The sequence below is a fragment of the Mycolicibacterium mageritense genome (assembly GCF_010727475.1).
Taxonomy (GTDB): Bacteria; Actinomycetota; Actinomycetes; order Mycobacteriales; family Mycobacteriaceae; genus Mycobacterium; species Mycobacterium mageritense.
This window is the reverse complement of the sequence record NZ_AP022567.1, coordinates 2,296,858-2,310,724: the sequence shown is the minus strand read 5'-3', so window position 1 is coordinate 2,310,724 and position 13,867 is coordinate 2,296,858. Positions and strand designations below refer to the sequence as shown.

Genomic DNA, 13,867 nt, shown 5'->3' with positions numbered 1-13,867 from the left:
CTTTTCTTCTTTTCTTGACTGGTTCAACAGAAGCTCCGCAGGGTTCATTCCTGTTAAACCCCTCGGCCTTTCGTGACAGTCGTCACGCAACTTCCGACCCGGTGCATGGCCGGTGAAGTAGCCGCCGTATACAGAGAAGGACGCCCGACAGCTGTATTCGCTGATCGGCCCGAGCTGAGCCCCGTTTATCGAGAGGAACACCCATGGCAGGAGTGCAGGACCGCGTCGTCGTCGTCACCGGAGCGGGCGGCGGCCTTGGCCGCGAGTACGCCCTGACGCTCGCCCGCGAAGGCGCCAGCGTCGTCGTCAACGACCTCGGTGGCGCACGCGACGGCACCGGCGCCGGCCACAACATGGCCGACCAGGTGGTCACCGAGATCAAAGAGGCGGGCGGCCGCGCCGTCGCCAACTACGACTCGGTGGCCGAACCCGAGGGCGCCGAGAACATCATCAAGACCGCCATCGACGAGTTCGGCAAGGTCGACGGCGTGGTGTCCAATGCGGGCATCCTGCGGGACGGCACGTTCCACAAGATGACGTTCGAGAACTGGGACGCCGTGCTCAAGGTTCATCTCTACGGCGGCTACAACGTCATCCGCGCGGCCTGGCCGCACTTCCGCGAGCAGAGCTTCGGCCGCGTCGTCGTCGCCACCTCCACCAGCGGCCTGTTCGGCAACTTCGGTCAGGCCAACTACGGTGCCGCCAAGCTCGGCCTGGTGGGCCTGATCAACACGCTGGCCCAGGAAGGCGCCAAGTACAACATCAAGACCAACGCGGTCGCCCCGATCGCCGCAACCCGTATGACGCAGGACATCCTGCCGCCCGAGGTGTTCGAGAAGCTCACGCCCGAGTACGTGGCCCCCGTGGTGGCTTACCTGATGACCGAGGAACTGCAGGACACCGACGCGGTCTTCATCGTCGGAGGCGGCAAGGTCCAGCGCACCGCGCTGTTCCAGAACGACGGCGTGACGTTCTCCGACGGCGTGCCGACGGTCGACGACATCGCCGCCAAGTGGGGCGAGATCACGGACCTGTCCGCCGCACAGCAGGCCAGCTTCAAGCTCTGATGAAAGCGCTTGTCGCGCAGGCCCTCACCGGTACCGCCGGGCTGGCGTACACCGAGGTTCCCGATCTCGAGCCCAACAGCGCGGTGATCGTGGACGTCGGGGCCGCCGGTGTCTGCTTTCCCGATCTGCTGCTGTTGCGCGGCGAGTACCAGCTACGGCTGGAGCCGCCGTTCACGCCGGGCATGGAGGTCGCGGGCACCGTGCGGTCGGCGCCCGAGGGGTCCGGTTTCACGCCGGGCCAGCGGGTGTCGGCCTTCACGATGCTCGGCGGGTACGCCGAACAGGTCGCTGTCGCCCCGGACAACGTGATCCCCACCCCCGACGGGCTCGATGACGGGGAAGCCGCGTCGCTGCTGGGCAACTACTACACGATGCAGTTCGCGCTGGGCCGCCGCGGCGCCCTGCAGCCGGGTGAAACCGTGCTGGTGCTCGGCTCGGCCGGCGGCATCGGTGTGGCGTCGATCCAGCTCGCCAAGGCCATGGGCGCCAGGGTCGTCGCGATGGTGCACCGGGCCGGGGCCGAGGAGTTCGTGTCGTCGCTCGGCGCCGACGTGGTGCTGCCGCTGACCGACGGTTGGCGCGATGCCGTGCTGGACGCCACCGGGGGCCAGGGCGTCGACATCGTGGTCGACCCGATCGGCGGGGACGCGTTCGACGATGCCATCCGCGTGCTCGCGACCGAGGGCAGGCTCTTGGTCATCGGATTCGCCGCGGGTGGCGGCATCCCGACCGTCAAGGTCAACCGGCTGTTGCTGCGCAACGTCAGCGTCGTGGGGGTCGGTTGGGGCGAGTTCGTGCGCCGCCACCCCGCCGCCCAGGCCCAGGTGGGAGCGGAGCTGAACAAGCTGGTGGCGGGCGGTCTGCGGCCGCCGCCGCCCGTGCGTTACCCGCTGGCCGACGGTGTGGCCGCGCTCGACGCGCTGGCCAACGGTGAGGTGCGAGGGAAGTTGGTGCTGGAGCCGTGACGAGCGCTTGCGCGAGGAACCGATGACCGTGACAAAGGCCCTTGCGTTCGATGTCTTCGGCACGGTCGTCGACTGGCGGTCGTCCATCGTCGCCGAGCTCGAGGCCTTCGGCGAACGGCATGGGTTGCAGCGGGATTGGCGGGCTTTCGCCGACGATTGGCGGGCCGGGTATGCGCCTGCGATGGACCGCGTGCGTCGTGGTGAGCTGCCGTGGACCAGGATCGACGATCTGCACCGCGCGATCCTGGTCGAGCTGCTCGGCGCCGCGGACATCCGTGTCGGCGCCGACGAGGTCGACGAGCTCAACGGGCGTGGCACCGGTTGGATCCGTGGCCGGATTCGGTGGCCGGGCTGACCCGGCTCAAGGAGCGCTTCGTCATCACCACGCTGTCCAACGGCAACGTGTCACTGCTGACCAACATGGCCAAACACGCTGGGCTGCCCTGGGATTGCGTGATCTCCGCGGAGCTGTTCCGGCATTACAAACCCGACCGCGAGGCCTATCTGGGGTGCGCCGACCTGCTCGGCGTCGCGCCGGGTGAGCTCACCCTGGTGGCGGCGCACCCGTCCGATCTGCGGGCGGCCCGCGGCGCCGGACTCGGCGCGGCCTACGTGCCGCGGCCGCTCGAGTTCGGTCCGGGCCGCGCGCCGCATGCCGTGTCCGACGGGGAGTTCGACGTCGTGGCCGCGGATTTTGTCGACCTCGCGGCCCAGTTGGGTGCGTAGCGTAGACGTTGTGGACACCGCACTGACCAAGGCGTTGGATCTCCTCGTCGATCCGCCGGCCGACCCCGACGTCGGCAAGGGGTATCTCGATCTGCTCGGCACGGGCAGCAGCGACGCCCCGAAGAACTCCGGGTTCATCCAGAAAGCCTGGGCGTCCCCGGTGGGGTCGATGCTCTACGACCGCGCTCAGGTGCTCAACCGGCGGTTGCTCTCGGCGTCCCGGCCGCCGATCGACTGGCTGAACATCCCCGCGGGCGGTATCGCCCTCGACGTCGGCAGCGGCCCCGGCAACATCACGGCGGCGCTGGCCCGCGCGGCCGGCCTGGACGGCATCGCGCTCGGTGTCGACATCTCCGAGGCGATGCTGGACCGCGCGGTGAAAGCGGAGGCAGGCCGTCAGGTCGGCTTCCTGCGGGCCGACGCGCAGCGCCTGCCGTTCCGGGACGAGAGCTTCGACGCCGTGATCTCGCTCGCGGTGCTGCAGCTGATCCCCGATGCCGATGCCGCGGTGTCGGAGATGGCGCGGGTGCTGCGGCCGGGCCGGCGCATCGCCGTCATGGTGCCGACCGTCGGGCATGCCGACGCGATGCAGTTCCTGTCGAGAGGGGGCGCCCGGTTGTTCGGCGAGGACGAGCTGGGAGACATGTTCGAGGGGCTTGGACTCGTCGGTGTCCGGACCAAGACCCTCGGCTTCATCCAGTGGGTGCGCGGGTCCAAGCCGTGAGCACGCTGGGCGTCGTCCTCGTCGCGTTGGCGATCGCCGTCGGTCTCATCGGCATCGTGGTGCCTGTCCTGCCGGGCGGGCTGCTGGTCTTCGCGGCGATCGCGGTGTGGGCCATCGTCGAGCACACCGCGGTGTCGTGGGTGACGCTGGGCGTGGCTGCCGCGCTGTTCATCGCCACCGAGGTGATCAAGTATCTGGTGCCCGTGCGCCGCATGCGGGCGGCCGAGGTCGGGACGTGGAGCCTGGTCACCGGCGGCGTGCTCGGCATCATCGGATTCTTCGTGATCCCGGTGATCGGGCTGGTGATCGGTTTCGTGGGCGGGGTGTACCTCGCCGAGTTTGTGTCGCGCCACGACGCCCGCCGTGCCTGGGCATCAACTGTGCACGCGCTCAAGGGGGTTGCATTGTCGGTAGGGATCGAGTTTACGGGTGCGCTGCTGGCGACGGTGGCGTGGGTGACGGGTTTGGTGGTCAGCAATTGAGCGCGTGGACCTTCGATGCCTCGGATGGTGAGTTGCTGCTGCACACCGGTGTCACCGGGACGGCCGCGCGGATGGGCCACCGGCTCACCATCGCGGTCCGGTCCTGGCACGCGACCGTGGAATGGGACGGAGACGACCCGGCCGCGATCGAGGTGACCGTCGACCTCGACTCGCTCGACGTGCTGCGCGGCGAGGGCGGCATGACGCCGCTGTCGGGCACCGAGAAGACGCTGGTGCGGACCAACGCGTCGAAGACCCTGCGGGTGAAACGTTTTCCCGAGGCGCGGTTCCGGTCGACCGCGATCGATCGCGAGGCCGATTCTCTGAGGCTCACCGGAACTCTCGAGCTTGGCGGCAAGACCGGCGACCAGACCGTCGAGGTCCGGGTCGGCGACAAGGAAATCTCGGGGGCGGCCGTCGTGCGCCACACCGATTTCGGCATCAAACAGTATTCGATGCTCATGGGCGCGATGAAGGTCGCCGACGACGTGCGCGTGACTCTCACGCTCGCCCGGCCGGATGCCGAATAAGCCTCCGCCGCAACGATTTCCACGTTCCTCGCCGCTCAGGTGTAGAACCCGGCGTGACCGGGTACTGCCCAGGAGTTGAACGTGAGGAGTCCAATGATGAACATCGTCTCAGGCGTCGCGCATGCCGTCACCCGCGCTGCCGACGCCACCACCGCTACCGCGGGAGCGATCGGGGGCGCGACGATCAACGGAGTCGTCGGAGGGATCAAAGGTACGAGCGCCGGAATCCGTGACGGGTTGAGCCAGGGCAGCGGGTCGTCGGCCGCGGCCGCCCTCACCCTCGCCGCGGTCGGTGCGGCCGGCCTGGTCGAGTGGCCCATTTTGTTGACCGCGGGCGGTGCAGCGCTCGTGGCGCACGAACTCAGCTCGCGAACCCGTGCCGGGAACACCGAGCAGCGCAGTACTGCTCCCCGGCGTTCGCCGGGTCCGAAGGCAACCAAGGCGCCGGCCCGGAAATCCACCACCCGGCGCACCGCTAAGTGATCGCCGCCCTCGGGCGGGTGGTTCTGCGCGCGGCCACGGTCGCGGCGGCCCCCGTCGCGCTCACCACGGTGTCGGCGGTCGAGGCAGGCGTGCGGGTCGGCACGCGCCCGGCAGCACTTGCCCTCGCGGCGACGGCTGAGCTCATCGGCAGGCCACCCCGCAGACGCTGCTGGCGCGGCGCCGAGCGGTGCTGGATCGAGGTGCGTGGCCTGCGGGGAGCGGACGGGCGGCGGATCGGTGCCGACGTGACGCGGGCCGTCGATGCCCAGCCGGGGGTGCGCGCGACGCAGCTCAACTATCCGCTGTCGCGCATCGTGGTCGAGGTGGCCGACGGGCCCGACGCGCCGGGGCTGCAGCGGCTGTGCGCAGTCGTGGCTGCCGCCGAGGCCCAAGCGGTCACCGAGCCTGGAGCGCAGCAGCCCACCGAGTTACCGGGTGACGGGATCGTGCTGGCGGCGAAGGCCATCGCGACCGCGGCCAACGGCATCGGGATCGGCGTGGCCACGGTGGGCCGGGTCATGTGGCCGCGGCTGCCCGCTGGCCTCAATGCCGCCGTCACCGTGATCGATTACCAACCCAGGCTTCGCGCGATGCTCGAGGCCAGACTCGGCCCGCCTGGCGCCGATGCCCTGCTGGCCCTCGGCGCGGCCACCGTCTACTCACTCACACAGGCTCCCGCGGCTATCGCGGTCGAGTTCGTCCGGCACCTGGCGCAGCTGGGAGAGCTCGAAGCCGCCGCGCGCGCGTGGAACGAGCACGAACCCCGGCTTGCCGCAGCTGCCGAGAACCTCGACGCCACACCCCCGGCCGAGCGACCACGACCACTGCCCGCGGGTGCGGTGGAACGGCATGCCGACCGGTGTGCCCGTGCGCAGGGCCTCGCCGCGGCGTCCGTGGGTGCGCTTGCCCGGGACGTGAATGCTGCCGCGACCGCCGCGGTCGTGGCGGCGCCCAAGGCGAGCCGGAATACCCGCGAGGCGTTCGCGAGCACACTCGGCCGCGGCCTGGCCGACCGGTATGGGGTGGTGCCGTTGCGGCCCAATGCGTTACGCATGCTCGACCGCGTCGACGCCGTGGTGGTCGACCCGCGTGTGCTGCTCGCCGACGACCTGCGCGTCGGAGAGTTTCGCGACGTCGCCGACGCCGACCGTGCCGCGGTGTGGCAGTGGGCTCAGGAGAGGCTTGACGAGGGCGGGCTCCGCAACGGCTGGCATCGTGTCCCGTCGGGCGGCCGGGTGCTCGTGCGCAACGCCCATGATCCGCGCGCGCACAGCGTGCTCGGTGAGATCCGCCGGGCCGGCGCCGACGCGGTCTCACTGGAACTCGACGAACTCGGCGATCTGCGTTCGTCGTTCGACGATCTCCACCCGGCCGGGCGTGACCTCGATGCGGCGTTGGCGGCGGCCGTGGAAAGCCTGCAACGGGACGGCCGGACGGTCGCGGTGCTCTCGGTGGACGCCGCGCATGCGCTGCGGGCGGCCGATTTCGCGGTCGGACTGGTGAACCCGCAGGGGCACGTGCCCTGGCAGGCCGATCTCCTGGTCCAGGATCTCGCGGCAGTATGGCGGATTCTGCACGCGCTGCCCGTGGCTCGCCGGGCCAGCGAGCGGGGCGTCGAACTCGCCACCGGTGGTTCTGCGCTCGGCGCGCTGCTGATGGTGCCCGGTGTGCGCGGACGCGGCCCCGGCCCGGTGACTGCGAGCGCCGCGGTCGGGTTGATCACCGGATTCTGGCTCGCCCGTGGGGTACTCGCGGATGCGACGCCCGCGGCCGCGCCCGTCGAGGACTGGCACGCCATGACGCCCGAGCAGGTCCGCGACCGCCTCTCCACGCGAGAATCCGAGGCCCCGCCGAGCGGCCAGCACGTCGCCGTCCTGTGGCGCGGAGGAAACACCGTGCGGCGCCAGGTCGGCGAACTGTTCGCCGCGTTGCGCGTCGAACTGTCCGATCCGCTGACCCCGGTGCTCGCGGTCGGCTCGGCCGCCAGTGCGCTTCTGGGTTCGCCGGTCGATGCGGTGTTGGTCGGATCGGTGTTGGCGGGTAACGCCATGTTGGCTGCGACACAACAGGTTCGGGCCGAGCGGCTGCTGCGCCGGTTGCTCGCGGTGCAAGATCCGCCGGCCCGCCGGGTCGTCGGTGACGGCTGCGAGAACGTGCCCGCGGGGCGTCTGCGTCCGGGTGACGTGATCGAAGTGCGGCCCGGTGAAGTCGTGCCTGCCGACGCGCGGATCATCGAAGCCGTCGACGCCGAGGCCGACGAGGCCTCCCTCACGGGTGAGTCACTGCCAGTGCCCAAACAGGTTTCGGCCACCCCCGGTGCTCCGCTCGCCGAACGGCACTGCATGCTGCACGCCACCACGACGCTCGTCGCAGGCACCGCAGTCGCCGTCGTGACCGAGGTCGGCGGCGCCACTCAGGCGCGTCGTGCTGCCGAGGTGGGCCGCAACGGAAGCTCTGCGGTGGGGTTGCAGACCCAGTTGCGGGAGTTGACCACCCGCGCATTGCCGTTCACCCTGGCCGGTGGCGCACTCGTCAGTGGGCTTGGCCTCTTGCGAAAGTTGCCGCTGCACAGCGCCGTGGCCGACGGGGTCGCGGTCGCCGTGGCCGCGGTGCCGGAAGGTCTGCCGCTCGTGGCGACCCTCGCGCAACAGGCGTCGGCCCGACGGCTGACCCGCACGGGCGCGCTCGTCCGGACACCCCGTTCGGTCGAGGCACTCGGCCGCGTGGACGTCGTGTGTTTCGACAAGACCGGCACTCTCAGCGAGAACCGGTTGCGGGTGTCGGAGGTGCAGACCATCGGCGCTGCATCCCGCAGGCAGGTGCTCGACTGCGCCGGGCAGGCGACGCCACCCAAGAACGGCGACCACTACGAACACGCGACAGACGCGGCTGTCGCCGAAGCCGCGGCGCAGGCCGGGCCGGGCGAGCCCGTCGCGTATCTGCCGTTCCGCTCGGGCCGCAAGTTCTCCGCGGCGGTCATCGGTCACGAATTGTCGATCAAGGGCGCACCCGAGGTCGTGTTGGCCGCATGCGGTGAGCACGGTGCCGCCGAACGGACCGTAGAGAAGATGGCCCGCAGCGGGTTGCGGGTCATCGCCGTGGCCCGCCGCACGTTGACCCCGGAACAGGTCGAGCGCGCCAAGGCCGATGCCGACCAGTTCACCGAACTGTGTGCCGAGCGGCTGCAGCTCCTCGGTCTGATGGGGTTGTCCGACACTCCTCGTCCCGAGTCGGCGGCGTTGCTGAAGTCGCTGCAGGAGCAGGGCATCGGCGTCCGCCTGATCACGGGCGACCACCCCGTCACCGCGCGGGCGATCGCCGCCGAACTGGGTATGCCCGTGAGCGCCGACGAGGTGATGAGCGCTGAGGAGTGGGTCGCGATGCCCCGCCGCAATCAGGAGCGGGCAGTGGCAGAGCGCCGGGTGTTCGCCCGGATGTCGCCCGAGCACAAGGTTCAGATCGTGCAGACGCTGGAGCGCACGGGCCAGGTGTGCGCCATGGTGGGTGACGGCGCGAACGATGCCGCGGCGATCCGGGCTGCCACTGTGGGTATCGGGGTGGCCTCGCGCGGCAGTGACCCGGCTCGGAGTTCGGCCGACGTTCTGCTGCTCGACGGCAGGATCGGATCCCTGGTCGACGCGCTCGACGAGGGCAGGCAGCTGTGGCGCCGGGTCCAGGCCGCGGTGGCGGTGCTGTTGGGCGGCAACGCCGGTGAGGTGACGTTCTCGATCGTGGGCAGTGCTCTGACGGGACGGTCACCGCTGAACACGCGGCAGCTGTTGCTGGTCAACATGATGACCGACGCGCTGCCCGCGGCCGCGCTCGCGGTGAGCCCGGCCTCGCGCCGCACGGATGGTCGTGGGCACGGTCCGGATCGCGCCGAACTGTGGCGGACCGTGGCGATCCGCGGCGCGACGACCGCGGGTGCCGCAACCGGCGCGTGGTTGTCGGCCGGGTTCATGCTGGCGCCGCGGCGGGCGTCCACGGTGGCACTCGTGGCCCTCGTCTCGACTCAGCTGGGACAGACCCTGATCGACTCGCACAGCCCGCTGGTGGTGGCCACCGCTGTGGGTTCCCTGGCGTCGTTGGGTGCACTGATCAGCACACCGGGCGTCAGCCAGCTGCTCGGCTGCACACCGCTCGGGCCCATCGGCTGGGCCAACGCACTCGGTGCGGCTGGAATCGCCACGGGCGTCGCGGCCGTCGCACCCCGGCTGGTGTCGAGATGGTCCGGTCAGTCCTCGATCTCGACGACTCCGCAGCGCCACAACACCGCGTACAACTCGCGCAACGGAATGGTCAGGACTCGGGCCACGACGTCGGTCAACGGATCCGGGCCACGCACAACTGAGGTCGTCACGCCTATCAGGCTGCGAAGGCCGGGCCTCGAGAAGTCGACGGCGACATGACCGAAAGGCGACGAATGCCCAAAGATCCCGTCACCCACCGCGAGGCCGTGCACCGGGTGCGCGAGGCCAGGGGCTTCACGGTCACCCTGCCCGCGATCGGCCGGGTTCGCGTGCCTCATCCCGAACAGTTGGCCTACTACGGCGCACTCGGCATCCTCGCCGCTGTCGAGATCATCGACTGGCCGGTGGCACTCGTGCTCGGTGCCGGCCACGTGCTCATGCACAACGAGCACAACCGCATTGCGCAGGAGGTGGGCGAGGCGCTAGAGGAGGCGTGACGGTTGTCCTCTGTCGTCACACCAGTCCCAAATTCCGGAGGCAGTACCGATGTGCCCGGCTGTCTGCGACAAAGTCGCAGAAATCGCAACATCAGACCCGTCGGTCTCATGCGCCCCGCGCCGAAGATCACTCTGAACGCAGCGGCCACCTGAACCACAGCCGTTACGAAAATTCGGTTGCCCGACTACGCGCGACTTTGTCGCGCCAAGGCGGGCATGTGAAACATGTTGTTTCCCTGGGTTATTGAGACAAATGAGCCGATCGCGTCTGCACTTTTGTGGTGTCAGTGGGCAATGTGTGGCGTATGTGGCGCCCACAGCGACATTGTCGCGCACAGGCAGGCACAGCGACATCAGTCTCCGCCCGGCGACGGGTGGGGATCACGTGGCCTGTGTGGCGAACGTGATCCCGGAATGGTGCCGCGGAGCGGTTACCCGAGTAGCGCGTCCCGCACGGCCGTGAGCTCCTCGGGCGTGACTCCGGCGGCCTTGACGAATCCGTCGACCGAGCCGTAGGCGTCCTCGAGCTTGCGCCACGCGGCGTCCAGATACTCCTCGCGCACACCCAGTACCTCATCGGACAGCCGGGCTTCCGCGAAGGTGATCACCTCAGCCGAGTCGGCGCGGGCTCGCACCGACTCCATGATGCGTTCGCGCAGCGCGACGATCGCGTCGTTGCTGCGCAGGAAATCGGTGATCACGGCGTCGCGTTCCACGCCGACCGCGGACAGCACGGTCGCGACCGTGAACCCGGTCCGGTCCTTGCCCGCGAAGCAGTGCGCGATCACCGGCCGCTTCGCGCCGAGCAGCGAGATCACCTGCCGCACAGCGTTGTGCGCGCCGGGCAGGCCGGGGAACTCCTCGTACACCTCGGTCATGTAGCGGCGTGCCGAGACCGAGACGTCGTCGTCGCCCTGCGATTCGGCCATCACGCGCTGAAAGGTGCTCTCGTGCGGGGCATCCTGGTTGGAGTCGTCGTCGGGATGGAACGGCAGCAGGTGCACGGTGACGCCGTACGGCACCTGGCCCGGGCCACGACGCTCGACCTCCTGATGCGAACGCAGGTCGGCGACATCGGTGATGCCGAGTTCCCGGAACTCCTCGCGGCCGTCGTCGGTGAGCCGGCTCAGCTCGCTGGAGCGGTACAGCAGGCCGGGCCGGATGCCTGCCGTCTCTGCGACGTCGCGAAAATTCCACGCTCCGGACAGCATCGCGGTCACCCGCCGGTCACAGCGCGGGCGAGCGGTGACTTCTCCCGGCCGAGTTCGGCACGCGCGATGGTGCGCATGTGGACCTCGTCGGGGCCGTCGAACAACCGCATGGCACGGTGCCAGGAATACAGCCGGGCCAGCGGGAAGTCGTCGCTGATGCCTGCCGCGCCGTGCACCTGGATGGCCCGGTCGATCACGTTGCACGCGACCTGCGGGGCAACCGACTTGATCTGGGAGACCTGCACGTGGGCGGCCTTGTTGCCCTCTTGGTCGATGGTCCACGCGGCCTTCTCGCACAGCAACCTGGCCTGATCGATCTCGTTGCGGGACTTGGCAATCGACTCACGCACCACGCCCTGCTCGGCGAGCGGCTTGCCGAACGCGACGCGCTTCTGGACACGGTCGACCATCAACGCCAGCGCCCGCTCGGCGGCGCCCAGTGCGCGCATGCAGTGGTGGATGCGGCCGGGCCCCAGCCGGGCCTGCGCGATCGCGAAACCACTGCCTTCCTCGTGCAGCAGGTTCTCGGCGGGCACGCGCACGTTGTCGAACACGATCTCGCAGTGGCCGTGCTGGTCCTGCCAGCCGAACACCGCAAGCGAACGCTGAATGTCCACGCCGGGGGTGTCGACCGGCACCAGGATCATCGACTGCTGGGCGTGCGATGCCGCATCGGGATTGGTGCGGCCCATCACGATGAGGATCTTGCAGCGCGGATCCGCGGCTCCCGAGATCCACCACTTGCGGCCGTTGATCACGTAGTCGGATCCGTCGCGCAGCATGGTCGTCTCGATGTTGCGCGCGTCGGACGAGGCCACCGCGGGTTCGGTCATCGCGAACGCGCTGCGGATCTCACCGGCCAGCAGTGGCTCGAGCCACTCCTTGCGCTGTGCCTCGTTGGCGAACAGGTGCAGCGTCTCCATGTTCCCGGTGTCCGGCGCCTGACAGTTGATGGCCTCGGGAGCGATCTCCATGCTCCACCCCGAGATCTCGGCCAGCGGCGCGTACTCCAGGTTGGTCAGCCCCGACTCCGAAGGCAGGAACAGGTTCCACAGCCCCGCGGCCTTCGCCTTGGCCTTGAGCTCCTCGACCACCGGCGGGACGGTGTGGTCCGCCGCGCCTTTCTCTTCGCGATAGGCGTCGTACGCTGCCTCTGCGGGGAACACCTGCTCGGTCATGAAGTCGGTGAGCCGGCTGTGGTAGTCCGCCGCCTTGGCTGACATCGCGAAGTCCATGCCCGCCACGATATGTCACATGGTTAGACATGTAGAACTGAGGGATGACCGAGAGCCGGCCGCCATTCCCGCCGTTCACCATGGAAACCGCCGTTCAGAAGGTGCAGGCCGCCGAGGACGCGTGGAACACCCGTGACCCGCAGCGAGTCAGCCTCGCCTACACACCCGATTCGGTGTGGCGCAATCGCTCCGAACACATCGTGGGACGCGACGAGATCGTGGCGTTCCTGACCCGTAAGTGGGAGCGCGAACTCGACTACGTCCTTCGCAAGAGTCTGTGGGGATTCCGCGAGAACCGGATGGCGGTGCGGTTCCAGTACGAGTGGCACGACGCCGCGGGACAGTGGTACCGCAGTTACGGCAACGAGCTGTGGCAGTTCACGCCCGAGGGTCTGATGGCCCGACGCGAGGCCAGCATCAACGACGTCGAGATCGACGAATCGCAGCGACGCTATTTCGGTCCGCGTCCGGAGTCGGAGTACGGGCGGGACATCGAGCTCTGGTGATCGAGCGGCTCGCCGCTGTGGTGACGTGAGCTGAGCGTGAGGGCCAGCAGCGCCGCCACCGCGGCAAGGCCCATCACCACGGCCGCCACGGCGGGCCAGCCTGCGGCGTCGAACGCGACGCCGCCGAACCAGCCGACCGCGCTGGATCCGCCGTAATAGAAGAGGTTGTACAACGCTGACGCCTGCGCCTTGCCGACCGGCGCGGCGCTGCCCACCCAACCCGAGGCGATCGCGTGGGCGCCGAAGAATCCGGCCGTCGCGATCACCAGGCCGGCCAGCACGGCCACGACGTTGGTACTCAGCGTGACCGCGACACCGAGGATCATCGTGGCGATCGACGCCAGCAGTACGGGTTTGCGGCCGAACCGGGTGGCCTCGGCTCCGGCGCGTGCCGACGCCCATGTCCCGGCCAGGTAGGCCAGGAACACCAGGCTCACCACGGTCTGTGGCAGGTGGAACGGTGCGCCCAGCAGCCGGAAACCCAGGAAGTTGTAGAGCGCCACGAAGCCGCCCATGAGCAGGAACGCCTGGCTGTAGAGCACGAGCTGGCGTGGCGAACGCAGGTTGGCCAGCAACCGGGGGACCAGATCGCGCTGGCTGCGGGTCGGCGTGAAGCCCTGCGCGGGCGGTGCGAGTTTGATGAACGCGACCGCGGCCAGCGCGCACAGCACCGCGACGGTCAGCACGCCGACGCGCCAGCTGGTGACCTCGGCGACCGGTCCGGTGACCAGACGGCCCGCCAGGCCGCCGATCGTGGTTCCCGCGACATAGGTGCCCGCGGCCCTCGCGGCATGCCCGGCGTTGATCTCCTCGGTGAGGTAGGCGACCGCGACCGCGGGCACGCCCGCCAGCACCAGGCCCTCCAGCACCCGTCCGGTCAGCAACAGGTGGTAGGTCGGGGCGAACGGCACCAGCAGCCCGAGAACCGTTGCAGCCGAGACGGATACCGTCATGACCTGAACGCGGCCGATCCGGTCGGCCAGCGCGGCCCACGGGATCACGCCGACGGCAAGGCCGATGGTGGCCGCCGATATCGCCAACGCGGCGTCGGCCGCGCCGATCTTGAGGTCTCGGGCGAGCAGCGGCAGCACTGATTGCGGGGAGTACAGCTGCGCGAACGTCGCCACCCCCGCACAGAACAACGCGGCCAGCAGACGGCGATAATCGGTCGACCCGTGTGCATGACCGTGCCACTCAACGGAAGTCGGCGAAGCAGTCACCCGGTCGAGGCTAGGCAGCTACTCCAGATGT

At 69.4% G+C, this 13,867-nt stretch carries 11 protein-coding genes and 3 pseudogenes; 10 read left to right on the top strand and 4 right to left on the bottom strand.

Annotated elements, in window-relative coordinates:
* The first annotated feature begins 203 nt into the window (after nt 1–203).
* The 8 genes and pseudogenes from G6N67_RS11055 to G6N67_RS39580 all read left to right on the top strand — a co-directional run.
* Nucleotides 204–1,067 (top strand): SDR family oxidoreductase, encoded by an 864-nt coding sequence (locus tag G6N67_RS11055; RefSeq protein WP_036430241.1) that lies wholly within the window; start codon nt 204–206, stop codon nt 1,065–1,067.
* Nucleotides 1,067–2,032, top strand: a complete 966-nt coding sequence (locus tag G6N67_RS11050) for an NADPH:quinone oxidoreductase family protein (RefSeq protein ID WP_036430239.1) — start codon at nt 1,067–1,069, stop codon at nt 2,030–2,032. The genes G6N67_RS11055 and G6N67_RS11050 overlap by 1 nt, the downstream gene beginning before the upstream one ends.
* Before the next feature lie 22 nt (nt 2,033–2,054).
* A pseudogene (locus tag G6N67_RS11045) lies at nt 2,055–2,758 on the top strand (haloacid dehalogenase type II).
* A gap of 10 nt (nt 2,759–2,768) precedes the next feature.
* Nucleotides 2,769–3,482, top strand: coding sequence for a methyltransferase domain-containing protein (locus G6N67_RS11040; protein ID WP_036430237.1), 714 nt, complete (start codon nt 2,769–2,771; stop codon nt 3,480–3,482).
* Nucleotides 3,479–3,964, top strand: coding sequence for a DUF456 domain-containing protein (locus G6N67_RS11035; protein WP_036434797.1), 486 nt, complete (start codon nt 3,479–3,481; stop codon nt 3,962–3,964). Before G6N67_RS11040 ends, G6N67_RS11035 begins: the two co-directional genes overlap by 4 nt.
* Complete coding sequence (locus G6N67_RS11030) at nt 3,961–4,494, top strand: YceI family protein (protein ID WP_230021728.1); 534 nt, start codon at nt 3,961–3,963, stop codon at nt 4,492–4,494. The genes G6N67_RS11035 and G6N67_RS11030 overlap by 4 nt, the downstream gene beginning before the upstream one ends.
* Nucleotides 4,495–4,590: 96 nt before the next feature.
* Complete coding sequence (locus G6N67_RS11025; RefSeq protein WP_036434795.1) at nt 4,591–4,977, top strand: hypothetical protein; 387 nt, start codon at nt 4,591–4,593, stop codon at nt 4,975–4,977.
* Nucleotides 4,974–9,347: pseudogene (locus G6N67_RS39580) on the top strand (HAD-IC family P-type ATPase); the annotation flags it as partial. The gene G6N67_RS11025 and the pseudogene G6N67_RS39580, both read left to right, overlap by 4 nt.
* Here G6N67_RS39580 and G6N67_RS39490 read toward each other — a convergent pair.
* Nucleotides 9,260–9,505: pseudogene (locus G6N67_RS39490) on the bottom strand (hypothetical protein); the annotation flags it as partial. The pseudogenes G6N67_RS39580 and G6N67_RS39490 sit on opposite strands and share 88 nt — an antisense overlap.
* On the opposite strand from G6N67_RS39490, the gene G6N67_RS11015 reads away from it, so the two are divergent.
* Nucleotides 9,401–9,664, top strand: coding sequence for a hypothetical protein (locus G6N67_RS11015; RefSeq protein WP_229478991.1), 264 nt, complete (start codon nt 9,401–9,403; stop codon nt 9,662–9,664). The pseudogene G6N67_RS39490 and the gene G6N67_RS11015 overlap by 105 nt on opposite strands.
* Before the next feature lie 431 nt (nt 9,665–10,095).
* Here the strand turns inward: G6N67_RS11015 and G6N67_RS11010 are convergent, their stop codons facing one another.
* Nucleotides 10,096–10,875, bottom strand: a complete 780-nt coding sequence (locus tag G6N67_RS11010; protein ID WP_036434791.1) for a tyrosine-protein phosphatase — start codon at nt 10,873–10,875, stop codon at nt 10,096–10,098.
* A 5-nt stretch (nt 10,876–10,880) separates the two neighbouring features.
* Entirely contained in the window at nt 10,881–12,110 is a 1,230-nt protein-coding gene (locus G6N67_RS11005; RefSeq protein ID WP_036430232.1) for an acyl-CoA dehydrogenase family protein, read from the bottom strand.
* 44 nt (nt 12,111–12,154) lie between these two features.
* Between G6N67_RS11005 and G6N67_RS11000 the strand changes: the two genes are divergently transcribed.
* A complete protein-coding gene (locus G6N67_RS11000) occupies nt 12,155–12,616 on the top strand; it encodes a nuclear transport factor 2 family protein (protein WP_036430230.1) in 462 nt (153 codons plus the stop codon).
* Here G6N67_RS11000 and G6N67_RS10995 read toward each other — a convergent pair.
* On the bottom strand, nt 12,562–13,836 hold the full coding sequence (locus G6N67_RS10995; protein ID WP_036430228.1) for an MFS transporter: 1,275 nt from the start codon (nt 13,834–13,836) through the stop codon (nt 12,562–12,564). The genes G6N67_RS11000 and G6N67_RS10995 overlap by 55 nt on opposite strands.
* Nucleotides 13,837–13,867 lie beyond the last annotated feature (31 nt).

Coding starts and splice junctions, on each gene's coding strand:
- G6N67_RS11025 (WP_036434795.1), top strand. CDS start 4,591: ATGAACATCGTCTCAGGCGTCGCGCATGCCGTCACCCGCGCTGCCGAC.
- G6N67_RS11055 (WP_036430241.1), top strand. CDS start 204: ATGGCAGGAGTGCAGGACCGCGTCGTCGTCGTCACCGGAGCGGGCGGC.
- G6N67_RS11005 (WP_036430232.1), bottom strand. CDS start 12,110: ATGGACTTCGCGATGTCAGCCAAGGCGGCGGACTACCACAGCCGGCTC.
- G6N67_RS11015 (WP_229478991.1), top strand. CDS start 9,401: ATGCCCAAAGATCCCGTCACCCACCGCGAGGCCGTGCACCGGGTGCGC.
- G6N67_RS11000 (WP_036430230.1), top strand. CDS start 12,155: ATGACCGAGAGCCGGCCGCCATTCCCGCCGTTCACCATGGAAACCGCC.
- G6N67_RS11050 (WP_036430239.1), top strand. CDS start 1,067: ATGAAAGCGCTTGTCGCGCAGGCCCTCACCGGTACCGCCGGGCTGGCG.
- G6N67_RS11010 (WP_036434791.1), bottom strand. CDS start 10,875: ATGCTGTCCGGAGCGTGGAATTTTCGCGACGTCGCAGAGACGGCAGGC.